This is a genomic window from Muricauda sp. SCSIO 64092, assembly GCF_023016285.1.
Taxonomy (GTDB): domain Bacteria; phylum Bacteroidota; class Bacteroidia; order Flavobacteriales; family Flavobacteriaceae; genus Croceivirga.
The window spans coordinates 1648059-1673848 of sequence record NZ_CP095413.1; the positions used below are offsets into that span (position 1 = coordinate 1648059).

The following is a 25790-nucleotide window of genomic DNA, read 5'->3' on the forward strand; positions in this document are numbered from 1 at the left end:
AAAAAAGGATGCAGGAAACAAAATTACGATTTAATAGGCTTTACCTCTATTCATTGTTATGCCTCTTCTCCATTGCGCTTATCGCAATTGTTAAGGTGATGATAGGGGATAGTGTCAAGGAGGTTTTACTGCAGACCATCATATTGTTTCCTTTGATGTTCAGCTACATCTATTTGGTCTATACATTGCGTAAAGCGGCGTTTAGGTCAAAGACATATCAAATGATATCGGATGGTAACCGGTTTGTCAAGGTTTCGTTTTTCGGTGTTTTTGTTTTGGTCAAGGCATTGTTGACAAGTATCCTGTTAAGGTGGGTGGTACTTGTATTATTCGATGATGACGGAAGTGACACGTTTGACCTTGGATTTTTGGCCATTTTTGCGGCTTCCTTAATGACCATTGTATTCGTTTATACCTTGGAGTCGTTCCTGGAGGGTGAGATGGATAAGGTAGCCCTCAAGGAAAGGATGCAGAAATACGAACACGATCGATCATTGTCAAAGTATTTAACATTGAAGAAACAAGTGAACCCTCATTTTCTCTTCAATAGTTTTAACAGTCTGGCCGGGTTGATATCTTCGGACAGAAAGAACGCGGAGAACTTCTTACAGGAACTATCATCTATTTACCGATATACCCTAAAACACGAGGACGAAGTTGTCGTAAAGTTGGAAGATGAAGTTAAATTGATACGCTCCTATATGAGATTACAGGATTTCAGACATAAGGGGGCCATAGAACTTACCATGGAAATTGACCCGCATATGGCGAAATGGTTGCTACCGCCAATGACCTTGGAACTCTTATTGGAGAACGCATTAAAGCATAATGAATTCGAAAAAGGCAATCCTTTGCACATATCCGTAAGGACCTATGACAAATATGTCGTGGTATCCAATGATTATAGGCCCAAAGCACAAGTGTTTTCTAAAGATTCCCTTGGTTTGGGCATCAGAAATCTAAAAAGTCAGTATGATTTCATAAGTAATGTAAAGCCCACGTTCCAAGTCATAGATCGAAGGTATATGGCAAAAATACCTTTAATACAACCGGAATTTGATTAATTGTATTGTCATAGAGGATGAAGATATAGCGGCACAAAGATTGGTGGGGCAATTGGTGGCAATAGATTCGAATATTGTGGTTGATGCCATCATATCCACTAAAAAAGATGCTATCGCATATTTATCAAACCATACTCCGGATCTCATTTTTATGGATATCAATTTAACGGACGGTATTTCCTTTGAGATTTTTGATTTTGTCCATCGATCAATACCGATCATATTTACCACCGCATATTCGGAATATGCCTTAAAGGCTTTTGAGCAGTATAGTATTGATTATTTGTTAAAACCAATTAACCCCGAACAATTGATAAGGAGCGTCAACAAGTACAAAACGATAGCGCAAAATTTGGATAATCGATATGATCAATTGGTGAAATTACTTAAAAGGGAGTATAAGTCCAGATTTTTGATCAAATGGAACAAAAGACTTCTTTCAATCGATGTAGATAGTATAGCCTATTTTTTTTCTGAAGACAAGCTTACTTTTTTATGCCATTGGGACGGAAACAAATATCCGGTCGGAAATTCCTTAAAAAACTTGGAAATGGTCTTGAATCCCAAACTGTTTTTTAGGATAAATAAAAAATATCTAATTCGAAGTTCGGCAATAAAGGAAATGTACTACACATCCAAATCGAAGATGAGGGTTGTGTTACAACCCAATAAAGAAAATGAGATGATATTTGTGGCTATAGAGAAACTGGGCAAGTTTAAGTCATGGCTTTCAAAATGATCCACTGGTTGGATTTCCATCTTTGGACATAAAGTTTTTTTGTTTGGACGGCAAAACGCAGAAAAGGGTCGTTATTGCCCAATATTTGATCGTGGCTACGCTCTGAATTCCAGTTAAATCAAAACCCCCACCTCCTCTTTAAGGTGTGGGGCTTTTTCATTTGGACGCTCTTGGAATCCATGCATATTCGAAAGCTTATCCGAGGTCACACCTATATTTTTTCTGAGTTTCGACTTAGGTAAAATCGACATCGATAGATACTTGCAAATCGATATTGCATACAATAATCTCCGTAACATCTTAAAAATCAGAAGATTTTTTATCAATCATTTAATTTAATCAAATGATTTATTATTTTTGAACAAATCATACTACAGATGATTCCAATCCTTCACCTTGTTGTACTCAATTATGCTTACCCAAAAAAAGAAAGATGAACCTTAATCTAAAGAACAAAAAAGAGCACACCTATGACGCCATAGTAATAGGCTCGGGTATAAGCGGGGGCTGGGCCGCCAAAGAATTGACCGAAAAGGGGTTAAGGACACTCCTGTTGGAAAAGGGACGAGATGTAAAGCACATTGCGGGCTATCCCACGGCCAACAAAAACCCATGGGATTACCCCTATGGGGACAGGATCACCATTAAAGAGGGATTGGATTATCAAAAACAGATGCGTACCGGATTCACGGTCACCGAATCCACCAAGCACTGGTGGGTCAAGGACACGGAACACCCCTACACGGAGGAAAAGCGGTTTGATTGGATAAGAGGATATCATGTGGGGGGTCGTTCCCTAATGTGGGGCCGTCAAAGTTATCGATGGAGCGAGATGGATTTTGAGGCCAATGGCAAGGAAGGAATCGGTGTGGATTGGCCAATTCGTTACAATGACTTGAAGCCATGGTACGATTATGTGGAACAATTCATTGGGGTAAGCGGGCAGGTGGAAAATCTACCTCAATTGCCGGACGGCAAATTCATGGCGCCCATGGAATTGAACTGTGTTGAAAAGTACGTAAAGAAGAGAATTGCGGAACGGTTGGGCGGAAGAATGCTCACCATTGGCCGTACGGCACATATAACCGATAGTATCACAAAAGGTAGCAGAGGAAAGTGTCAACATAGAAACCTTTGTATGCGCGGATGTCCTTTAGGTGCTTATTTTAGCAGTAATTCCTCCACCTTGCCCGCTGCAATTGCGACTGGAAATTTGACCCTTAGGCCTTTTTCCGCGGTGACCGAAATCCTATATGATAAAGAGACCAAAAAGGGAAAAGGAGTTAGGATTTTGGATACTGAAACCGGTGAGTATCTGGAGTATTACGCCAAGGTCATTTTTTTAAATGCTTCTACAGTGGGCAGTGCCCAAATATTGATGCAGTCCGCAACAGATATCTGGGAAGGAGGTTTGGGCAGCTCTTCTGGAGAGCTTGGACATAACTTGATGGATCATCATTTTCTTGCCGGGGCCATGGGTATTTTTGATGGTTTCGAGGACACGTATTACAAAGGGCAGCGCCCAAACAGTATTTACATCCCGAGGTTTACCAATCTCCCGGGAAAACCAGAAACAAAACGGGATTATTTAAGAGGCTTTGGATACCAAGGTGCGGCTAGCAGAATGGATTGGACACAACACATAAAAGAATTGACCATAGGGAAAACAATAAAAGGACTTACCACCGAACCGGGACCCTGGAAAATGGGAATTATTGCATTTGGGGAAACCTTGCCCGATTACAATAATCGTATGATCTTGAACAGGGACCTTCTGGATGTGAACGGTTTGCCAACGGTAACTTTTGATGTGGAATGGAAGGAGAACGAGAAGAAGATGCGGAAAGATATGGTAAATGCAGCTGTTGAAATGCTTGAAGTCTCCGACTTCAAAGTTGTTATGCCCATTGACATGCCCAGCTTTCCAGGGCAGGGTATACATGAAATGGGCACTTCGCGTATGGGGCGTGATCCACGAACGTCAGTGTTGAACAAATGGAACCAAATATGGGATGCACCCAATGTTTTTGTCACTGATGGTTCGGCGATGACATCCTCTGCCTGTCAGAACCCATCTTTGACTTATATGGCCATAACTGCAAGAGCTGCCGATTTTGCGGTAGAAAATCTTAAAAAACAAAATCTCTAGTTTAAAATCATGGATAGAAGATTGGCCATAAAGAAAACTGGTGCGCTATTTGGTACGGGATGGGCAATGATATCAACCACTTCTTTGTTGCATAGTTGTGTTTGGGACAAGAAAGAAGCGTTAAGTTGGGTGCCCCAATTTCTTGATGATAAACATGCATTGATGGTAAAGCAGATTACACATGTATTGATTCCAGATCCAGAAGTTCCTGAAAACATAAAAAATACAATTCCACAACGCTTGGATGTAATATTGCAGGAATACACCCAAAAAGAAGCTCAAAATAGTTTTATTGAGGGGATGGTTGAAATGGAAAAACGAAGTTTGGAATCTATAGGCAAGGAATTTTTAAATGCCAACTTGGAGGAAAAAACAAAATTTTTAAAGGAAGAGGAAAAAAAATTTGTGGCCTCGGATACCCCAACAATTTATGGGAGCTTGAAGCAAATGATTTTTGAGACCTTCTTTCAAACAGAATATGCCGTAACACAGTTACTATATTTTGATGCACTTCCTGGTGGTTATGAGGGTTGTGTTCCCTTTGAAGAAATAGGACGAATACAACATAGTAACGATATCTATTAAACCAATTAATCCCTAAATTATGAATAGACGAAATGCAATAAAAAATACGCTTTTGGGAGCAGGGGGCCTTTCTTTGCTCCGTAGCTTTTCCACTATGGACAGGTTGCTCGGTCCTGTTGGGAATTTTAATGTGGGTATTCAATTGTTTACAATTCCAGGACTTGTAGATAAAGATTTGAGCGGGACCCTTGAAACCCTAGGTGAAATTGGGTATAGGGAAATAGAGTTTTATGGGCCATATCCCTTCAGTGCAGAAATAGCCCAAAAACAATGGGCCGGGATGAAAAAAATGCTCAACCTTCAAAATGATGCATTTTTTGGACTATCGGCAAAAGAGACCTCCAGAGTGCTCAATCGCAACAATTTGGAATGCCCCTCCATGCATACGGATATTATAACCTTACGCACAAACATGGATAGCCTTTTAAAAGGTGTTTCCATATTTGAGCCCAAATATCTTGTGTTACCGGCCATAATTGACATCAACGCCCGAAAGGACAAGGAAGCCTATTTGAGGTTGGCTGAGGAATTCAATGGTTTTGGTCGAAAAATGAGTGGCTACGGAATGAAATTTGTCTACCACAATCATGGGTATGAGCATGCCAATTTGGATGGGGAAATGGGCCTGGATATACTAATAAAAAACACTGATCCGAAATACGTTCAGTTCGAACTTGATATTTTTTGGATGAAGGCAGCTGGGGCAGAACCTATAGATTATTTAAAAAAATATCCCGAAAGGTTTAAAATGTTGCACCTTAAAGATGCCTCCGAGGAATTTAGGTTTTCTGGCGATGGAGGGACTCCAGATCAATGGATGGCCGGTTTTCCAAAGATGGCGGATCCCGGTGACGGAATACTGGATATACAGGGTATAATCTTAGAAGGTCAAAATAGTGGTGTCAATCATTTCTTTTTGGAGCGCGATTTGGCCCCAAATCCAATGGACACTTTGACTAATTCCTATAAAAACCTTATTGCAATGTAATGATGTTTACATACCTGCACCCCAAAGCCATTACTTCTTAACAGTACCGTTTTGATACATTAAATCAGTTTTTGTATTGGCACAGTACATTTTTAATTTTATTCTACTTATAAACGAATTAACTACAAGCCGTAAAATAAAACCCAACCCACAACTTAGAAAGTTTATGAAACCTTATGACGAGGAGATGCAAAAGTTGACACTTCAATTACGGGACTTCATCACGAATCTGGTGCCTCAGGCCAACGAGTTGATTTGGGACAATTATAATGCCGTTGCACTCGCTTACTCTAAATCGGAAAAACTTAAAGATGCATTTTGTCACATAGCCCTTTATTCAAAATACGTGAATTTTGGATTTAATCGTGGAGCAGAATTGACAAAAACAAATGTCAAACTAAACGGAAAAGGAAAATTGATTAGGCACATTTCAGTGAAAGACCTCCAATCATTCCCTAAACACGAAATAGAAAAGATGATTTGGGAGGCTGTTGGAATTTCGGAAAATATGAATAGTGAATTGATCAACCCACACCATACACCAAAAAGTATCGTAATGTCCACTTCCGAAAAGAAAACAAGACCGACAAAAAAGCCTGCAGCTAAATGCAGCTAAATTAGGATGGCCATAGCCCATAGCTTCCCTCCACCAAGAAGGAATATTTGCTACCTTCAGGAAAATTTAACTCAAAACAAGAAGGCCAATTTCACATATGTCTTGGCTCGTTTAATAATCCCCTGGCCAACGCTGTTCGTCACCAAGTGTTGGACCGTTACGAAATCATAACCGGGCCGTTGGCTATAATTAACAGAAGTGAAGGAATTACTTAAAAAATACGTTGAAGCCAGTAACCAATATGTTGATAAGGAAAAATTCAACAAGGATGTTATTGGAATAATAGTATCCGGTTCGATCCAAAACTCATCCCTTGACAAAAACTCAGATATTGATATATATGTAGTTTTAGACCCAAAATGTAATTACAGGGAAAGAGGTAACCTATTCATAAACAATGTTGAGATTGAATACTTTAAAAACCCTCCTGCACAAATCGAGAGTTACTTCGAGAAAGAGGATAAAAATCCCCATACAGCGCACATGCTGGCGTCCGGAAAAGTAGTCTACAGTGAATCCACAATAGTTGATGAATTGATGTCAAAGGCCAAATCCATAATGGCCAGGAGGCCGGATAAACTAAAAGGTACTGAGATTGAGTTGGAGAAATATGTTATTGATGATTATTACAAAGACTTGGAAGATGCTTTACTAAATAAGGACTTTATCGGAGTTAAAATTATTAGGGCTAAAATCATAAACAGAAGCATAGATATTTTCTGTAGGGTCAATCAAGTAAGAAGAGAAAAGGACAAAAGGTTATGTAAGCAATTGGGAGCATTGGATTCTAATTTTAAGCAATTAATTGAAAAAACGTTAAATGAAAATTGGAATACGATGACATCAATAGGGAAATTAAGAACTACAATAGAAGAATTACTGGGAGGACGAAGGTCTTCCCAGTGGAAGATAAGAAGTCATTTGGATTTGTAGTAAAACTGCGGTCAACCACGTGTCCTATAATTCATTGTGGTTTGTGCCACACCAAAATATCGGTGAAAATAGAGCGCTTGGATTTTGTACGGACGATTTCCTTAGTTTTTATATCATATTTACAAATCAAATAATTCTTACTACTCGCTGGAATTTTGTATGGATTTTGACTTAACATCTAAATGGTTGGATATCAATTTAGAGTAAGGCTAAGAAGGGTATTGAGGGAATTGGGATTCAATCGTTTGGTCAAACTAAATGATTTATTATATTTCACTAAATCAAGATGTATATAATGAACGTTACGGAAGAAAAAATAAAGCAGGTCGCCATTGAGATTTTTTCGAAAAAAGGATTTGCTGCCACCAAAACGCGAGACATAGCAAGTGCCGCGAATGTTAATATTTCCACATTGCACTACTATTATCGGAATAAGGATACTATTTATAAGGTAGTTGCCGATGAGGTCTTTCACCAGTTCAACCAAATGGTTGAAACAATCAATACAAGCGATCTAACTTTCAAAGAAAGAATCAGACAGTTCGTATTCGAGTTCACCGATTTATGTATAAAAAATCCACATTTTCCTTCTTTCCTTGTTTTTGAATCACAACGAAATCCGGAGAAGATTTTTGACAAGGTTGATTTTAAGGCCATGGACAATACCATTGAGAGGGAGCTCAATGAACTTATAGCCAAAAAGATAATTCGTCCAATTTCCTATCCAGACTATGCGCTTAATATTAGTGGATTGGTCTGCTTTCCATTTATTAACAAGCACATGCTCCAACGAAACAACGGCCTCACAAACGCGGATTTCAATGACCTTGTGGAGAACAGGAAAGAATTGGTAGCAGATATGATTATCGATTATCTATATTTAAAAGAGAAGGGATGAGCCTAAAAGGTATATTCGAAAAAGAGGGTAATTGTCAATATGCTACCAAGAGTATGTAGCTCGTGTAAACCAAAAGCCTCCAGCAATAATGGATTCCCTTTCCAGTTTGACCTTCACGACGTTTTGTATTTTAATATAATCAAAACGGAAATAAACTGTGGTGGGCATCTAACGACCATACTTGTACAACATCCGTTTTATGAGGCTCCAGAACGACCAATGACCATAGTCCATTATTGAGTCCCATTCCCGTGTTTTTTAGTAATATGGGAGATTGAGTTTTTTGTTCAACGTACCCAACACTGGTTAATGAGTTGCTCAAACCTAGGGGTTTGACAGCGTACGTTTGGCCTTTCTGGAGAGGGAATGTTTAAGGACTGTTTTTTAGGGTAGATTATGTTCATGCTTTAATCGCCCAATTATTACAACCATCTTTTATTGAATTACCATAAAATCAATATCCGTAGTGCCACTGGTATTGATCATTCTTAGTCCCTCAATGGAAACCAATCTGTGCAAGAACAATGAACTTAAAAATCGCAATACATTTTTGTTGTCTTCAGAATAGTTTAAGGGAACATCAAAAAAAACAATTTTTAGAACATCATTAAACGCATAACAGAACTCCTTGGCATTCAAATCTTTTTTGTACATGCCTTCTTGTTTTCCCCTCTTGATATTTTCTATGACAAAAGGGATGACCATGGTATTTATGTATTTAATTACCTCAATAAAAATTGCCGAATGGTACTTTTTCAACTCTTTGATAAAAGATAGTGATATTCCTTCTGAAAGCCCTTTCACATGGATAAAAAAGGAGGTTAACTCCTCTATTGCATTTTTTTTCATCGTTCGGGTTTCCCATATGGTATCTTGAAGTTCTTGCACTATTTCTTCAAGGATGTTATGCAACAATTGGTCTTTGTTTGCAAAGTATTTATAAATCGTTGCTTTTGATACCCCGCATTTTTCGGCAATATCGTCCATGGTAATATTTCTTACACCATATTTAAAAAATAACGCTTTGGACCTTTCCATGATCAGTTCCTTTTTAGTTGCCTCCATGAGAAGATAAAATAGATGGGTTTGCCTTTTAGTTTAATGTTCCTACAACTTTCTTGTAGTTGGCCTCGGTTATCCTATAGCCCGCCTTGGCATCGATAATATCCGAATAGGCCTTTTGCCATAGTACCTGGGCTTCAAGGACATCCTTTCCCACAACGGTCCCAGCCTCAAAACGGTCCTGGTACAGCCTTAGGTTTTCTTCTGCCTGAACTAGTGATTTTTCGGAAATATCAACTTTCTTAATGGCTTGCTGCCATTCCAGGTAAACATTTTGAATCTCTATGGAAAGAAGTTCTTTGGTCTCTTCCAACTCCAACTTTTGGGCTTCCATTTTACGTTGCTGCTCTTTTACCTTTTGTTTTCTTCCTCCCCAGTCAAATATTGGAATGCTCACGTTCAGTAACCCAAAATAAGAGGTCAGGCCATCGCTTCGATCGGAAAAATTTATGTTTTCGCCCACAGCGTGGATACCGTTTATGTTCAGTGCCACTGTTGGCCTTTGGTCCGCCTTTAGGATTTTGGTTTCCAGCTCTTTGAGTTCCACCGCATTTTTGAGTATTTTTATTTCAGGTCTGTCTTCAATTGCGATAGAAGGAGAACGTTCTTCCACCAAATTTTTCTCTACCGAAATGCTGTCCTCAATGGCGAAATCGGTGTCCTCCCTTCCTATGAGTTGTGTCATTTTTAGCTTTGATAACGTTAGTCCGTCATTGGCCTTGGTCAGGTCCAATTCGGCCTGATTGAGTTGGACCTGCACAAGCAGTACATCGTTTTTGTATATAATGCCAGCATCATATGAATTGGTCAAATCTTTTAGTAGTTCAGTTAAAAGTGATATGTACTTTGTGGCAAGCTCTACCTTGCCTTTAAGGTTTACTATTTGCCAATAGGTGGTTTCAACCTCAAGAAGTATTTCACTTTCGGTCAGTTCTTTTTCGTTGGAATATAGATTTACCGAGGTATTGCTTAGTTTTTTCGCCGTATTTATTTTTCCACCGGCATAGATTAGCTGTGATACGCCTAAGGAAGCATTGGCATTAAATCCTGGAAGCAATACATCCAAGGGGGCGCCCACATGCAAGCCTATTAGGTTTGCATCTACCTTTGGTTTGTTGGAGGCATATACTGCAGCTTTTGCCGCTTCTGCAGCTTTTATGGTTTGGTCCGCCCGCTTTACCTTATTGTTTTGTGTCATTGCCATGGACTTGGCCTGTTCCAGTCCTAGCACTTGTTCCTGACCGGTCACCTTTTGAAAAGGGATGGTAATCGACAAGAAGATTGATAGTAAAAATATATTTTTAGCCATTCGAATTTTTTACTTTTTTCGTAGAAACCATTGGACTATAGCTCCCATTATTTTCTAATTTGTTTTTTTAGCCTTTGCCTTATCACCTCAAGCGTACGGAGTGTTCTGTTCTTTTGGGGCTTATACAAAATGGGCTCAAATTCCTTGGTATTTGGATGTAAGTGCACCGCATCTATACTTGGTTTGGCAAGCTTGTAGTACAGAACCGGGACCACAAATAGGGTGAGTACCATGGAAACTATTAAACCTATGGCAACTACACTTCCCAAAGGTGCCCAAAGCGGTGACTTGCCCACGATCATGGGGACTACACCGACCGCAGCGGCGGCAGAGGTTAAGAAGATGGGGCGCATACGCCTTTTTCCCGATGCCTTGGCGGCCGCTTTTATAGTGTAGCCATGTACCAAAACCAACTCATCGGCATAGTCTATAAGTATAATGCCGTTTCTTACCACGATGCCGATTAGACTTATAATGCCCAAAAAGGCGGTAAAGCCGATGGGGTTTCCGGTCAAGGCCAAGCCCAAAAAGGCACCCAACAGACTCAAGGGAAATGTTGCCAGCACAATCAGTACTTTTGTAAAATCCTTAAATTGGAACAGTAGCACCAAGAAGATAAGTATCAGGCTTATACATAAGGATACCACCATATTTGGGGCCGTTTCGTTAATGCTTTCGTATTCTCCACCATACTTTATGGTTATGCCTTCCGGTAACTCCAGGGCATTGATTTTTGGCTCGATCTCACTTTGAATTGTAGTTGCCTTAACACCCAATTGCGCTTCGGAACGCACGGTCAACGTGCGCAGCCCGTTCCTATGGGCAATTGCTCCGGTATGCCACTCTGGCGCAATGGAGGCCACTTCCCGTAAAGGCACCTTGGTGCGGAACATGGTAGGGACGTTTAATGCACCCAGATCGTCTATGTTGTCCCTATTGCTGGCATTGTAGCGCAATAATATGTCGATAGCTTTGTCGCCTTCGTAGAGTGTGGATACGGGATATCCTTTTAGTGCACCCAAGGTCTGGGCCACCATGTTATTGGTTATACCCAAACGATTGGCCTTATCATCATCCAGATTTACTTTTATCCCGTAGTAGTCATCCTGATACGAGGTTCGTATCCAATTTGTTCCTTGAGTATTTGCCAGGATTTCCTTAACCTGTTCGGCGACCCTTCTTTGATTGTTTAAATCTTCACCTATGATCCTTACCTCAATAGGCGCCACTGTTTCTTTTAATGATAGTTGCCTTGTTCTGATATACACATCTGGGATAAAGCCCTCGAATTTTCGGACATATTCATGGGCCAGTTCATTTGTTGCTCCTTTGTCCGTGGTGGTAATAAATATTTGGGCAAAGTTTTTCCTTGGGAATTCCGGTGCGTAGGTAGAATGAAACCTGGGGGAACTTGTGCCTATAAAACTAGCAGTTCTCAATACCCTTTCATCATCCGCAATTTCCTTTTCTATCTTGGCAACGGCTTTTTCGGTTTGTTGTATACTACCACTACTGGGCAGCCATACTTCCAGGTTAAATTGGTTCCTCTCCGCTATTGGGAACAATTCCCGGTCCAATGTTGTGGATACCAACAGCGCGGCAACAACGCACAGCGTACCAAAGAACAAGGTGGTCTTTGGCCATTTAAAACAATGGTCCAAACCCTGATTGAAAAGGTGTTGCAACTTATCCAAGAGGCTTTTTTTGTTGCCATCGCTCACTTTGTGCTTCAAGCCCTTTTTAATGAAGACATAGCACATATAAGGGGTTAGCAACAAGGCTACTACCATCGATGTAAACAAAGCTACTCCCACGGCGACCGGCAAGGCTTGTATAAACTCCTTGGAAAGGCCGTTTAAAAGAAATGCCAAAGGCACGAAAGCCAAAATAATGGCCGTGGTTGCCGTAAAAATGGGTATCATTAGCTGTGTGCCACTTTGCCAAGCGGCCGTCCAGCGGTCTTCCCCTTCATCGAGCTTTTCAATATAATTGTCTACCACTACTATGGCGTTGTCCACAACCATTCCCAAAACAATGATCAACGCAGCCAACGTTACTTGGTGTATTTCAATACCAATGGCATTCAATATCCCAAAAGTGATGACAATGGCGATAGGACTGGCCAAGGCCGATACTACGGCCACCCTAAGGGGAAGCAACAGTATAACGACTATAATTACAGCCAATACGGCGATGACAAACTCCAGCATAAAATGGCTGATTTTGTCCTGTACCACGGCAGGTTGGTCCACTATGGTCGCTATCTGGACATCCTGGGGCAGTTGTTGTTCCACTTCTTTGATCTTTGTGTTTACTTTCTTCCCAAAATGCACAATGTTGTTTCCCGGCTGCATCTCTATGGCCAGCATCATTACCTTTTGGTTTTCCACCTGAATGAAGCTTGAAACCTCTTCGTATCTGCGCTCAATGTTTGCAACATCCTTTAGGCGCACCACTTTGCCGTCCGGAGTGCTGTATACGATTTGGTTTGCCAGCTCGTGTTCGTCCTTGTATTGATTTTTTGCAAAAACGGATACTTCGGAGTTTTTTAAGGTGATTCCGCCAGAGAACTCTGTTCCGTTCTGCATTTGGATTACTTGTGCGATGGATGAAAAATCGAAACCATATTGTTTTAATTTTTCGTCCTGAACGGTTACGTAAATCTGTTGTGTTTGACCTCCGTAACGCTTTATTTTGGAGGTCTCGTTGATTGTTTTTAAACCATCTTCCAGCTTGTCCAGATAGGTCTCTATTTCGGCATAGCTGCGTTTTGGCGCAGAAATGGTAATCATTTGTGCCACCACGTCCCCAAAGTCACTGTCCACAATGGGGCCTATGAGGCCCGGCGGCAACGTGTACCTTTGCCTAAAAATAGTGTTCAGGCCATTTTGCAACGTTGCCCAAAATCTGTCCGTGTCCTCTACGTCTTCATTCAGCTCTACGGTCAATACCACCTGGCCTTCTTTGGTTTCGGAAGTGGTTTTTTCCTTCCTTACTTCCTCATAACCAAACAGGAATTGTTCTATTTTATCGGTTACTTGTTTTTCTACCTGTAGTTCATCGGCCCCGGGAAAAATTGCGACCACCAAGCCTTTGCGCACGGTAATCTCGGGGTCTTCGCTTCGCGCCATCGTTGCTAGGGCATAGCTCCCCAAGACCATTAGAACAACAGTCACCACAATGGTTACCTGGCGGTACTTCATTGCGGCCTCTATAAAGTTTATTTTAACTTTTTTCATGTTTGCACAGTTGTGTTTATAGCGAAACTGTTTGCCCGTCCCTGATATCCCTTTGTCCCGCGACAACTACTTTGTCCCCTATGGAGAGGCCCTTGGTTACCACCACTTCATTTCCTTTAAAACCGTCTACCGATATTCTTTTCCTAATGACCCTTTTGCCTTCTACCACATAGACATACAAAATATCATCGGCATCCCTTATAATACTCTCCGTAGGAACCGTAATGGCACCTATGTCATTACCGGTTTTAATGGTGATGTTGCTTATCATTCCCGGCAACAACTTGTTTTCCAAATTGTTCAAACGTACCTTTACATTAAAGGTTCTCGTCAGGGGATCGGCACTTGGATTCACTATGGCCACCATACCTGTGAAAGATTCATTGAGAGAGGGTATTTCCACGGTGGCACTCCTGCCTATTCCAAGCTTTGATATTTCGGACTCGATGATTGCTGCTTTCGCGTAAACCTGGTCCGTTTTCATTATGGTAAATGCAGGGACCCCGGGTGCTACCGTAGCTCCCATATCGGTCATTTTTGCTGTGATGATACCGGAAAAAGGTGCATAAAGCCTTGTATCCGACAAATTTTTGGCGGCCAGATTTTTGTTGGCATTGGCTTGCGCTACCGCTACTTTTACGGCTATATAATCGCGTTCGGGCAAGCTCCCTTTCTCGTAGAGCCTCTTTAGGCGCCCATAGTTGTCGTTTGCTTGTTCCAGACCCGCATGGGCAATATCGAATGCGTTTTCATAGGTTGTGGCATCCACAACCGCCAATAGCTGTCCTTTGTTGACCTTTTGCCCCTCCTGTACTACTACTTGGGAGACTCTTCCGGGAACTGAAAAGCCTAACATTACGGTATTATCGGCTTCGATTGTGCCACTGTAGTGAAATGCTTCGGCATCAGCCACTGTCTTGATTTCTTTTACGGACACCTTGGGAACGGGAATCGTTTTTGGTGCTTCTTTTTCTTCTGAACAACTTATCAGTAATAGAATCAATGTTGTTTTCACAAGTATTTGTTTCATAGCCTTTGTTTTGTTGAATGGTTTTTTTAAAAAATTTCAATGACAAAACTATTTCCGTTCCAGCAAGCCCAAAAGGGCTGAAATAGGGAAGAATTGGTCTAAAAGAGGGATTTTAAAAAGAAAGTAAAAAACACAAATAATTGATTTACAGATAAGTGAATGGTAACCTGATAAAATAATAGTCCAAATCAAGCCAATTTCGCCTGTCGCCTGAACTTTGAAGGAGGAAGGCCCGTATGCTTTTTAAAGTACTTTCCAAAAAAGGACTGGTCACTAAATTGCAGTTCATTGGCTATTTGGGCAACTGTAAGTTCCGGGGCGGCCAGTAATATTTTTGCCTCCATGATAACGGCGTCATCTATCAACTGACCCGCAGTTTTACCCGAAACCTGTTTTAGGACCTTGGAGAGGTGTCCCGAGGTCATATATAATGCATCTGCGTAAAACTGTACGGAACGCTCAGTTTTAAAATTCTCATTTAAGATCTTTAAAAATTGAAGTGTCAATTTTTCCTGTCTGGACAGGTGTATTTCCAAATCCGGGTAATCCCTTTTAAAAATAGAGCTGTAATGATGGAGCAACAGGCCAAAAGTGTAATTGATTATTCTATTCCTAAAAGGAATGTTGATGGTGTTTGTGGCGTTGTTCTTCAGTAATAGTTTGCTAAGGGCGATAGCACTTTCCGTCTCTTCGCCGGATAATTTTAATTTTGGAATGGTGCTGTTGGTAAAAAAGTCCCATGCTTCAAACTCGTTTCTCTCCAAGAAATTGTTCATTATGAAATCAATGGTGAAACTGACAACGATCATCTCCAAATTATGGTCCATATCCAATACGTGTATGACCATTTGTGGTTTCATTACGATTACTTCGTTGCACTGCACGGTGTATGTAATAAGGTTAAGTTGAATTTTTATCGCTCCGGAAACTACCAATAAAAAAGAGTAGGAATCTCCTTTGTGAGGATACGTAAGCGGAATCACATCAAGTCTTTTTTTTGTAAAATGGACGTGCAGACCATTTTTTTCCTGTGGAGTATCCCCGAGGATGTTAACAATGTCGTTTAAGGTATGGGTGCTTATTGAAGGTTCCTGTTTCATGCAAAGGATAATTTCCCTTTAAGAATATTATATTTCATTTGTTCACTATTCATCTTTTGTGTTGAATGGACGTTTTTTATTTTCAAATACTTTCTGTTTTAGTGCATGTTTTAGCTTTTCCCTAAAGCCGATTCACTGCTGTATTTGGAAAGAAACAATGAACGATAGTCCAAGTGATGCCCAATGTAAAATATTGACTATTGGCACAATGATGCATTTTCAAATTGTTGATAATTGTACTTATAGCCTTTTGTGCGTTTATAATGGCGCCAATGTATAATTGCATAAGATCAATTATTTCTTTAACGTGTTTTAAGGATAAACCATGGTAGTTTCTAACATATGGGATGAATACAAAAAAATGGTATAACTAGGACGATTTGAATCATTCTTTTCCTGTACTGCTTGCCTACGGATATTGGTTGGGCCATTCCATGTTATGGCCACAAGTGCGATAAGAGATTATTGATTACCGTAATGATAATCGACACCATTCCCAATATAAAGAAACAGACTAGAATGAAATCTTTGTTTTTCTCCATACGTCAACCAGTTTTTTGTGCAGTTTTATGTTGGTTTCGTACCATCCTTTTAAAGGAGGTTTCCAGTTTTTTATGGACAAAGCGGGCATAGTGCTCTATCACAGGGATTGGACATAGGTAATTGCACCAAGGCCTTTTTATGAACAGGGCAAACCCAAGTATCATTGCAAGGAAAAAGACCTCGAAATTAGTGCCCAGAAGATTAAAGATCGTGCCATAGACCTCATAGGAACTCATGCCGGGATTACGATAGACAAGGGCAATCATAATTGTTACAAGGACCACGATGCGCCTTGTCCAGTTGAATACTTTGTTAAATGTTTTGGAATGGACATTCTTTGCACCACTAATAGCGCCCACACACTCTTGTACCGCTCCAAAAGGACAGATATACCTGCAATAGGTGTTCTTCCCCGTGGTAAGAAAAATGATAACGATTCCAAAGATGAGCATATACCAGTAAAGTTGATTGTAAATATCCGGCCAGTAGCCCATGATAAGTTTGTTCACGTCCGTTAACGTAAGCGGTTGGTTAAAAACAAACCCGATTAAAGTGGCTCCTAAAATCATCAATATCCATCTCATGGTCTTTTGATGGCGTTTGGGCACTTTATAAGCACCTATGACTGCAATAAGCATAAGGCCCATCAAACTGATTTCCGGTAACCCGAACTTGATTTTTCTGGGTGTCAGATAGGGGTCAATATCATATCCATAAGCATCTTTTGCCGATTTTAAAGTGGCCTCACGAGTGGCTTCGGTGATGGCTTTAACCGTATACGTGGCTCCGGTAATACCGTCTATGTCCCTTCCCAGTAAAATGGGCTCTTTATAGCTTTTGCCCTTTAGTCTTTGCAGAAAGTCCTGTTCCATTACCCGATCGTACCATGATGGTGTTTCGCGATGTTCAACGATGGCCATGTTTTTGATGGTTCCTTCCACGTCTACCGCAACAGCAACTTTAAGTGGTCCGCCGAACCCATTATAAGTCCCCGAGGATATGCTGCCCAATGTACTGCTGTCCCCATCTTTTGTCAATAACAGTTCATAATCGACCGTTTCAAAGGTAGTGGCAGTAGGCCAAAGCTCGTCCTTGAATTGCGTTAGATCCGTTTTAGAGTGATTAAAACCAACAATACCACAGATTACCAATAGGCCCAAACTAATCCAGGCAATTAAATCGTCCCGCCTTTTCTTTGCCTTTCTTTTCTTCATGGCGGCCATTTTTGGCCGTGGACTAGGCTTTTTCAATTGTGCTGTCTTTTTTGTCCATACTTCTTTTTGGAGCTATTACGAACCTTTGAAGAATACGGAGAATACCATTTCGATGGGCGAACAGTAATAGACCAAGCCCTACAAGCAATATGATGTTGTACATGGGCAAAAGAAACGTTGTTGATTTTAAGGTTTCGAACGCCATACGGTCCAAAAGGGCCAAAGCTGGGGAAGGTGCCATGTCGTCAAGGTCTTGAATCAGCATATGAACCGTTGTGGGAATATCCCGTAAGGGATCACAGACCAAAAGGCCTACGCCCGAAACGGTCACCAGGATAAATCCCAAATACTTCATGGGCTCGGGAAGTTTCCAAAGCGTAAGGCCAAAAGCTACCATTAACAGTACTATCGGAAGTAGCCATGTCCAACCCAAAAAGGCGGACAAGGTATTGACCTGGGACTTTAATTTGTGCGCATCACTTTCTGATAAGTTTGGCCGTATTTGTGCCGCCATGTTCATTTGACCTGGTATCTCAATACCGTCCAACTGCTTTTGTAAGGCGATGGCACCATTTGCAATCATACCGGATTTTAGGGAATCGGGAGGGGTTACCATGTAATCCGACATTTGCTCCGAATATACCCCTGCATTTACCTTTGAAACGGCGATTGAGTCCATAACAGGAAAGTTGAAGTTTTTATACAGCCAGTCCATTAGAAATTCTGATTTTTCCATTAGTCTATTTGTATATAGTGCCATCTGTAGTTCCAGTTGGGGATAGGGTTCCTTATTGTCCAACCAAACAACTCCTGAACCAATTGCTCTTTTTAGCAACGACAGCCGCTCTTTTTTGGGCAAAATACTATCCATCAAACGTTTCATTTCGGAATCCTTTATCCCTGATGCCATGGACTGCATAAGACGTTGCTCAAGGTTATCCGGATATTCCCCATAAAGTGTCTCATAGGCCAGTACCCTTTTTACAAAAAAAGGCAATGCCCGATCGGAAAGGACATTTTTTTCTATCTGGGCGTAGAGTTTTTCCGAGCTGTTAAAAAGATTGAGGAAACGGTTGCCACCTATGGCATAGGGCAATAGGATAGCGCCAAGAACGGTGAGTAAGGCAATCACGGCCGCTATACCCACGGGTACGGGCTTTTTTACAACCATTGAAATGGTTTTTTTTGCTGGCCTATCCTTTTTCCAACGGCTATAGGCCAAAAGCCCGGATAGGACGCCTACGCCACTGAAGACCAGTATACCCATGTAGCCCGCGAAGGGTTCTCCTTCCTCAAAACTGGTTACGCACCAGGCCAGGCCAAAGGTGATCATAAAAAGTCCTAGCGCCCCAAATATCCAAACCCTTGTGGTAACCTTTTGTTGCCTGCCCTTTTGATAAAGATACACAGCCAGGGCCAGTGCGGCCGAACATATCAGAATTAAAAAAAGCTGTTCCATGCTCTACAGGTTTAGTCTTCTTTGTTCCAAAAAGCATCCACGTATTGAGGACCTAACTTTCCATAGCCAAAGGCATCGTCCAATTGTCTGGCGATATCCCTGCCCACTGGGGCACTCACTACCATTTCCGACAGGAAGTGTACCCAATTATCAATTTTATTGTACGGACACACAGTGAGACAAACACCACAGGCCACTCCCATCTTTTCCCATTGGCTAAAACATCTTTCATTGTTCTGATACCATTTTTTTACCCCAGGATTGGAGGAAATAGAATTGAATTCAGGGTTCAATGAAGGCTCGTCCTCCAGGCTAATAGCGTTCGATGGGCAGGCTTCCGCACATTTTTTACATTTGACACAAAAGTCCTGTACACCAAAGCTAATGGGCTTGTCCGGTGGAAGTTCCAAATCCGTAAATACTTTGGCGAGCCTTACCCGTGAACCGTGCTTTTCTGAAATGAGTGTTCCCATGCGGCTGATTTCTCCCAGACCGGCCTGTATGGCTATGGGAATACTTACGCCCACATCGTTTCCTGCTGGTATAGCTTTGTAACCCAGTTGGTTGAGGAATACGGCTACTTTATGGCTTACTTCGGTCATATGGGAATACTCCAGAGCGGCGGATGCGTCGCTCAAGCCTCCTTGGGCCCTTAATGCATCATAGTCCATTTCAAAAGTGAATGCGATTACACTTTTTACCTCAAAAGGAAATTTGATTTCTTCATGAGGGGCATCCTCTGGCGCCACCCCGTCCAAAAGGACGGACTCCACATCGAATTGTTTGGTGTAGACCCATCTTTCATCGTAAGGGGCAATGCCCACTTCGTCCGCTCCCAAGAAAAGTGCTGCCCGTTTTACGTATTTTTTTGCTTCTTCCAGAGATTCAAAGATATAGGGCTCTTTACGTTTTGGATTGGAGAACTTGTCCCAGTCGTTCAAGGGACCTGTGTTGGCCAGGCCAGAGTTACTAAGCGGGGCACCTTCGTCATGGCCGGCCCAAGCGGCACGCCCAAGGGCATGTTCAACGGGACCATAGCCTTTTAGGTGTTCGTTGGGGTTGGGAACTTCGGATGCATCCTTAAGTAGAAAGGAAATGCCCCTCCCTCCCGGCTTGTAATACTTGGGATCCCAGCCCCATCGACCAAAAATGATGTTCTTTTGGTCCATACGCTGGTAGTCCGGTGAAATTTCATAGGCATCATCTATGGTCTCGTATTCCTTCCTAAAAAGGGAAAACGATTTTTTTCCCGTCTTTTTGGTTTCCGGTTGTACCGATGATAATGGATTTCCTTCACCGGACAAGTTCGCAATGCCTGTACCAACGAGGGAAGTTCCTAAACCGGCGACCGTGGCCTTTTTTAAAAAGGCCCTTCGCCCTGTTTCTTTTGAATTGTTAGCAGTCCCCATATTTTTCTAGATTACCATGTGGTTTTAATGCCCAACAATTGGCTTAAGAAACCATTGATTTGTTGGATAAGTTGTTCATCCGTATAATCCTTATAAAGGCTATCGTAATTGACAAAAAAGCCCCAAAAAAAGGTATAGATACATTTTGCGCTAAATGCGGCATCAAGAGCGGCACCAAAGATTCCCATTTGCTTACCTTCTTTGATAGTATCCTCCAAGGCAGGAACCACAATCTCCTCAACAGAGGGAATTTGATCATCCATATTGGCCAACCCGCTTGGCGGTTGTTGCTTTAACCGTATAAGGACAAATACTTGATGATTTTTACGATGACGGTCTCCCAGTAGGTGTCGTACAAAGTCCTTGATCCGTTCTGCCGGATCGTGGTCATTTTCCAAATAACGGGCCACCAGTTTTAGGGCTTCCTTGCTGTTTTCCTCTATGATGGCCCTAAAAATTGCCTGTTTGTTCTTAAAGTGCCAATAAAAGGCTCCGCGGGTGAGGCCGGCATCTGCGGCAATATCCTCCAGTTTCGTGGCCGAGAAGCCCTCAAGGATAAAACGCCTTGTGGCGCATTCAACAAGTAATCTTCTGGTTTTCTCGGTTTCCTCTACTGTCTTTCGCATCCTTGATTTTGTTTACAGGCTTCCCGAAACAAGCAGCATTCCAACAAAAAAGATGAGTGCACCTATTGCCAGCAAGTAAAAGACATCCTCTTTACGAATCGTGAAACCTATTTTCGAAATTCTTGACATGATTAATTTTTTTAAGTGATAGATAAATCGTGAGTTAATAAACATACACGAATGTATGTATAATTAAATTAAAGAAGACTGATTTTTATCAGTTTTATATTTTTTAACACTTCATCAGAATTCTTTTCTTGCCGCTTGATAAGAACGGTAGATAGTTTTGATATCACCAAAGGACAAAGTTCAATGCTGATGTTAAGACAGTTACCTCAAATGAAACACCTCAGGAAAGGTCTAGTTTTCATTTTAAAGCACTTTTGGACCATTTGGTTGCAAGTGGTCCTTATTTCTTAATGGTAAATGATGCCGTAAGCCCGACACAAAAATTTTGTGGAAGTCTCTCTACTCCAAAAATGGCTCTCGAATGTTCTCCCTTTTGATCAAGGACCTTTACGAAAAGGTCGGAAGCTCCATTGACTACCATTGGTGACTCGTCCCAAGTTTCACCGGATTGGAAGTAGGCATCGATATGGTTTAACCCTATGATTTTTTCAAATCCGATTTTCTTTTTTATCTGTGCCAAAACATTCAAAGCACAGAGTTCCATTGCTTTGTATCCTTCTTCCGTTGTTATTTCATTTCCCAATCTTCCTTGATATTGGTATACTCCATTCAAAATTGGAAATTGAATTGCGATATAGGCAATGTTCCCTCTTATGTTAACAGATACGTAATTCCCGCCTGGAGTGGATATATGCGGTAATTCAAAACCGAACTTTTCTAAATTGCCTTCTGGTGTCATTCTTTGCAAATATGTAAACCGGTTAGTAAAAGCAAGTTAATCCCTAAAGGTGTTTGCGGTACAGTATTCTTACAGTTTTTTATGCCTGTACCGATAAAAATCATTGGTCAATGTGACGGTAAAGCCCATCAGTATACCGGCTTGAATGACCAATTCATCCCTGAAAATACAGGTTGAACGGGTCATTGGTTCAATTTCCGTTTTATTGTCCCGAACACGCACAAATCCGCTTTTTCCCTCGTTTGAATCAGAAAACCCTTCTCGTCCATCCTTTCCCAAGGAATAAAATGGCTTCCCAATGGGACAAATCCTTGGATGGTTAAATTAAAAAAATCCGTTTTCTTCTCAATCCACCTTCGGGCAACCTCAAAATCAAGATTGCGTTAGGTATTACGTATCAAGGCGACCTATGAAAAGGGGTACCATACAATTCCATTGGTAATCCATAATTTTACCAAAAAATGGTTTATCCTTCCATTTAGCTAAAGAAAAAGAAAAAAACTATGAGGTTATCGCTTATTTTACTTCTTAGCCTGGCCTATATGACTGTGGCTAGCCAGACAAAATCCGATTCAAAAGACGAAAATTACCCCTACCCCATTCAAAAGACGGATGAAGAGTGGAAGAAGATGCTTTCGGATGAGCAATTTTACATACTGCGCCAACAGGGTACGGAGTATGCTTTTTCCGGAGCCTATTGGGATAACAAGAAAAAGGGAACCTATTACTCTGCCGCTACTGGTCAGCCCTTATTCAGCTCCGAACATAAGTATAGATCAGGTACGGGATGGCCCAGCTTTTACAAACCAATTGATGAAAATGCCGTCAAAGAGATTGTCGATAGAAGTCACGGCATGGTCCGTACGGAAGTAGTTGATAGTGGAAGCGGTTCCCATCTGGGTCATGTATTTAATGATGGTCCAGCACCAACAGGACTGCGGTATTGCATGAACTCCGCTTCGCTGCTATTTGTGGCAGATGGTGAGGAATTACCGGCAATAGTGAAAGAATGGAAAGCTAAGTATGGTAACTAATTCTTTTCAATTCCAAGCCTAAAATCAGCAATCATCCTGCATTGATCTTTTTAACAAAATCGCCTCCCACCTAAGAAATAAGCATCGCAGACCCGCACATTTTTTTAACCGAGCTGCTAGGGGCAGTTGAAAAACGACAATGACATTAGTAAATTTGCTGTAAAAAGACAGGACGGCAAAAAAGGAAAGCCCACCGGAAGACGAATGCTACCGGCTTGCCATACGCTGAAAACAAACCCATGATAATGGCCTTACTCCAAAGCTTGTGCTATGGACCGGCGTGTAAGAAGTTCTGAATTACATTCGTATTAATACGTTGATGATATATGCTCACAGACATCAAGAAACATGATTGGCGGTTAGAAAATACCTATGCAGGGTTACCGACCGTTTTTTTTAGCCTTCAACGACCCGTGCCGGTCGCAAAGCCGGAAATCGTATGTTTCAATGAAAGGTTGGCGAATGATTTGGGTCTCGGATTTTTAAATTAATGATAAAGAAAATAATGTCGGTTATTTTTCAGGGAACCAGATTCCTGATGGAGCCAAGCCTTTGGCACAAGCATATGCTGGGCACCAGTTTGGCCATTTTACCATGTTGGGCGATGGCAGGGCCATTTTACTGGGCGAACAGCTTGACGCTATGGGCAAAAGATTCGACATCCAATTAAAGGGTTCGGGGCAAACACCATACTCCCGGCGCGGTGATGGCAGGGCAACCCTGTATTCCATGCTGCGCGAATACCTGATTAGTGAATCCATACACCATTTAGGTATACCCACCACCCGGAGCCTGTCCGTAGTTTCGACCGGAGAGCAGGTTTTTCGTGGAGAGCGGCACAACGGTGCCGTGCTAACGCGTACGGCAGATAGCCATATACGTGTGGGCACCTTTGAGTACGCCCGTAATTTTTGTTCTACGGAAGATTTACAAGCGCTCACCACCTACACCATCCAAAGGCACTATCCTGAACTAACGGATACGGACAATCCGGCCCTTGAACTGTTAAAGGCCGTTATGCACAGACAAATCGATCTGGTTGTCCATTGGATGCAGGTAGGATTTATCCACGGGGTGATGAATACCGACAACATGAGTATTGCCGGCGAGACCATTGACTATGGCCCATGTGCTTTTATGAATTCCTACAATCCCAGGACCGTTTTTAGTTCAATTGATACCCAAGGCCGCTATGCCTTTGGCAATCAATCCTATATTGCCCATTGGAACTTAGCGATCTTTGCCAGCGCCCTCTTGCCCCTGATTTCGGAAAACCAGAAAAAAGCCGTGGATCTGGCCAAGGAAGTTATCGAAGGATTTCAGCAGACATTTACCGAAAAATGGTACAACATGATGTGTGGTAAGCTGGGTATTTTGAATCCCAAGGACAAGGATAAAGACTTGGTGGATGGACTGCTCTCGTTAATGGAAACCAACAGGTCCGATTATACGCAAGTATTTTTGGCCTTACAACAAGATAAAGAATCCGATGAATCCCTTTTTGACTTAGCGGAATTTAGCGGTTGGATGCAAAAATGGAAAAATGAACATCTCAGGGACCAGGGTAAAACACCAAGCTTGGAACTAATGAAAAAATTAAACCCCAGGGTCATCCCACGCAACCATTGGGTAGAAGATGTTCTGGAAGCTGCCGTTCAAGGCGATATGGCACCCTTTGACCAATTGCTGGGCCTACTCTCCAAACCTTACGATAATCATCCCGATCAACTACAATTTCAACAAATACCCGCAGGTTTTGATGCACGTTATCAGACTTTTTGCGGCACGTAAAAAACAGGGTGCCTAAAAAAACAGCCCCTAACATTTTATAGCAAACCGTAGCCAGATAGCACTACATTTCAGTGTTTTACATGTATTGAACATATAGTGCTTTGATGGGTATTCCCTTTACAATGCCAAAGGTTTCCTATCCTTGTTGGTTAGTTTGTAATTCCCTCCAGTTCTGAAAAGCCAATGATCAACGGGAATTGATTGGCCAATACGTTTGATCTAAAACTTGTCGTTTTGTAGCACTTCCAGCTTCATTAAATTACGCATATCAATTATTTTTATAGTACCAATGCCATGCCTACAATTATGAGTCCAATAGGCGTATTTGGTCGATTTAAATACTATAGAAAATGAACAACTTTATTGAACTAAACACGAAAAACATTGCTTCGGAGCACATTTGTTGTGCCTTCTCGGACAAGAAGTGCTCAGACAGTTATCAAGCTAAAAAAGATTGGCTCAAAAAGGAGTTCGACAATGGATACGTCTTTAGGCGGCTTGATGAAAGGGCCAAGGTTTTTATTGAATACGGACCGGCTGAAAATGCCTGGGTCCCCATAAAAGCACCCAATTATTTAAACGTTAACTGTTTTTGGGTTTCAGGGAAATACAAGAAAAACGGATACGGTAAAGCGCTTTTGCAATCGGCAATTGAAGATGCAAAAGAACAAAACAGGAATGGATTGGTAACTGTTGTCGGGACAAAAAAATTCCATTTTATGAGTGATACCAAATGGCTATTGCGACAGGGATTTGAAGAAGTAGAAAAGATTACAAGTGGTTTCAGTTTGTTGGCACTAAAATTCAGTGACCGTTCCGAACAGCCTAAATTCAATGCATCCGTTATAAGTGGCGAATGCCCGGACAAAGAAGGAATTGTAGTCTATTATTCGAACCGATGTCCCTTTGCGGAATTTCACGCTAAAAACTCCTTGGTGGAGACGGCGGAAAAGCGAAATCTGCCCTTAAAGGTCATCAAGCTCAAGACCATGGAAGAAGCCCAAAGTGCCCCAAGCCCTGCAACCATTTTTAGTCTATTTTTAGACGGGAAATTTATGACAACGGACTTAAGCGTGTGTATGGACAGTCGGTTTGACAAAGTAATTGAGAAATTGAAAAAATTATAAAATGGAT

Annotated in this window: 22 protein-coding genes; 11 read left to right on the forward strand and 11 right to left on the reverse strand. The window is 41.5% G+C overall.

Annotation, left to right across the window (positions count from 1 at the left end; translation table 11 throughout):
* The first annotated feature begins 8 nt into the window (after positions 1–8).
* From L0P88_RS06900 to L0P88_RS06935, 8 genes are all read left to right on the forward strand, one after another.
* Complete coding sequence (locus L0P88_RS06900) at positions 9–1064, forward strand: sensor histidine kinase (protein WP_247133868.1); 1056 nt, start codon at positions 9–11, stop codon at positions 1062–1064.
* On the forward strand, positions 1057–1803 hold the full coding sequence (locus L0P88_RS06905; protein WP_247133869.1) for a LytR/AlgR family response regulator transcription factor: 747 nt from the start codon (positions 1057–1059) through the stop codon (positions 1801–1803). Before L0P88_RS06900 ends, L0P88_RS06905 begins: the two co-directional genes overlap by 8 nt.
* A gap of 433 nt (positions 1804–2236) precedes the next feature.
* Positions 2237–3952, forward strand: a complete 1716-nt coding sequence (locus L0P88_RS06910) for a GMC oxidoreductase (RefSeq protein WP_247133870.1) — start codon at positions 2237–2239, stop codon at positions 3950–3952.
* Between the two features lie 9 nt (positions 3953–3961).
* Positions 3962–4537 (forward strand): gluconate 2-dehydrogenase subunit 3 family protein, encoded by a 576-nt coding sequence (locus tag L0P88_RS06915; RefSeq protein WP_247133871.1) that lies wholly within the window; start codon positions 3962–3964, stop codon positions 4535–4537.
* Positions 4538–4556: 19 nt separating this feature from the next.
* Entirely contained in the window at positions 4557–5525 is a 969-nt protein-coding gene (locus L0P88_RS06920; protein WP_247133872.1) for a sugar phosphate isomerase/epimerase family protein, read from the forward strand.
* Positions 5526–5601: 76 nt separating this feature from the next.
* Positions 5602–6141: a DUF1801 domain-containing protein gene (locus tag L0P88_RS06925; protein WP_247133873.1), complete on the forward strand. Its 540-nt coding sequence runs from the start codon at positions 5602–5604 to the stop codon at positions 6139–6141.
* Between the two features lie 198 nt (positions 6142–6339).
* Positions 6340–7074, forward strand: a complete 735-nt coding sequence (locus L0P88_RS06930; protein WP_247133874.1) for a nucleotidyltransferase domain-containing protein — start codon at positions 6340–6342, stop codon at positions 7072–7074.
* 295 nt (positions 7075–7369) lie between these two features.
* Positions 7370–7972, forward strand: a complete 603-nt coding sequence (locus L0P88_RS06935) for a TetR/AcrR family transcriptional regulator (RefSeq protein WP_247133875.1) — start codon at positions 7370–7372, stop codon at positions 7970–7972.
* A 435-nt stretch (positions 7973–8407) separates the two neighbouring features.
* Here L0P88_RS06935 and L0P88_RS06940 read toward each other — a convergent pair whose 3' ends face one another.
* From L0P88_RS06940 to L0P88_RS06990, 11 genes are all read right to left on the reverse strand, one after another.
* Positions 8408–9010, reverse strand: a complete 603-nt coding sequence (locus tag L0P88_RS06940; RefSeq protein WP_247133876.1) for a TetR/AcrR family transcriptional regulator — start codon at positions 9008–9010, stop codon at positions 8408–8410.
* Positions 9011–9065: 55 nt separating this feature from the next.
* Positions 9066–10343: a TolC family protein gene (locus tag L0P88_RS06945; RefSeq protein ID WP_247133877.1), complete on the reverse strand. Its 1278-nt coding sequence runs from the start codon at positions 10341–10343 to the stop codon at positions 9066–9068.
* A 47-nt stretch (positions 10344–10390) separates the two neighbouring features.
* Entirely contained in the window at positions 10391–13582 is a 3192-nt protein-coding gene (locus L0P88_RS06950; protein ID WP_247133878.1) for an efflux RND transporter permease subunit, read from the reverse strand.
* Between the two features lie 16 nt (positions 13583–13598).
* Complete coding sequence (locus L0P88_RS06955) at positions 13599–14612, reverse strand: efflux RND transporter periplasmic adaptor subunit (protein ID WP_247133879.1); 1014 nt, start codon at positions 14610–14612, stop codon at positions 13599–13601.
* Positions 14613–14800: 188 nt separating this feature from the next.
* Positions 14801–15712 (reverse strand): helix-turn-helix domain-containing protein, encoded by a 912-nt coding sequence (locus tag L0P88_RS06960; RefSeq protein WP_247133880.1) that lies wholly within the window; start codon positions 15710–15712, stop codon positions 14801–14803.
* A 545-nt stretch (positions 15713–16257) separates the two neighbouring features.
* The gene (locus L0P88_RS06965; protein ID WP_247133881.1) at positions 16258–17469 is read right to left on the reverse strand and encodes an FMN-binding protein; all 1212 of its coding nucleotides are present in this window, start codon (positions 17467–17469) and stop codon (positions 16258–16260) included.
* Positions 17470–17491: 22 nt separating this feature from the next.
* The gene (locus L0P88_RS06970) at positions 17492–18928 is read right to left on the reverse strand and encodes a hypothetical protein (protein WP_247133882.1); all 1437 of its coding nucleotides are present in this window, start codon (positions 18926–18928) and stop codon (positions 17492–17494) included.
* 11 nt (positions 18929–18939) lie between these two features.
* Positions 18940–20337, reverse strand: coding sequence for a reductive dehalogenase (locus L0P88_RS06975; RefSeq protein WP_247133883.1), 1398 nt, complete (start codon positions 20335–20337; stop codon positions 18940–18942).
* A gap of 11 nt (positions 20338–20348) precedes the next feature.
* Positions 20349–20963, reverse strand: a complete 615-nt coding sequence (locus L0P88_RS06980) for a TetR/AcrR family transcriptional regulator (protein WP_247133884.1) — start codon at positions 20961–20963, stop codon at positions 20349–20351.
* 409 nt (positions 20964–21372) lie between these two features.
* A complete protein-coding gene (locus L0P88_RS06985; protein WP_247133885.1) occupies positions 21373–21831 on the reverse strand; it encodes a RidA family protein in 459 nt (152 codons plus the stop codon).
* Positions 21832–21900: 69 nt separating this feature from the next.
* Complete coding sequence (locus L0P88_RS06990) at positions 21901–22053, reverse strand: hypothetical protein (RefSeq protein ID WP_247133886.1); 153 nt, start codon at positions 22051–22053, stop codon at positions 21901–21903.
* A 281-nt stretch (positions 22054–22334) separates the two neighbouring features.
* Between L0P88_RS06990 and msrB the strand changes: the two genes are divergently transcribed.
* The 3 genes from msrB to L0P88_RS07005 all read left to right on the forward strand — a co-directional run bounded on the left by msrB (position 22335) and on the right by L0P88_RS07005 (position 25783).
* Positions 22335–22865, forward strand: coding sequence for a peptide-methionine (R)-S-oxide reductase MsrB (gene msrB / locus L0P88_RS06995; protein WP_247133887.1), 531 nt, complete (start codon positions 22335–22337; stop codon positions 22863–22865).
* Between the two features lie 486 nt (positions 22866–23351).
* Positions 23352–24656 (forward strand): protein adenylyltransferase SelO, encoded by a 1305-nt coding sequence (locus L0P88_RS07000; RefSeq protein WP_281499735.1) that lies wholly within the window; start codon positions 23352–23354, stop codon positions 24654–24656.
* Between the two features lie 350 nt (positions 24657–25006).
* Complete coding sequence (locus tag L0P88_RS07005) at positions 25007–25783, forward strand: N-acetyltransferase (RefSeq protein WP_247133889.1); 777 nt, start codon at positions 25007–25009, stop codon at positions 25781–25783.
* The last annotated feature ends 7 nt before the right edge of the window (positions 25784–25790 follow it).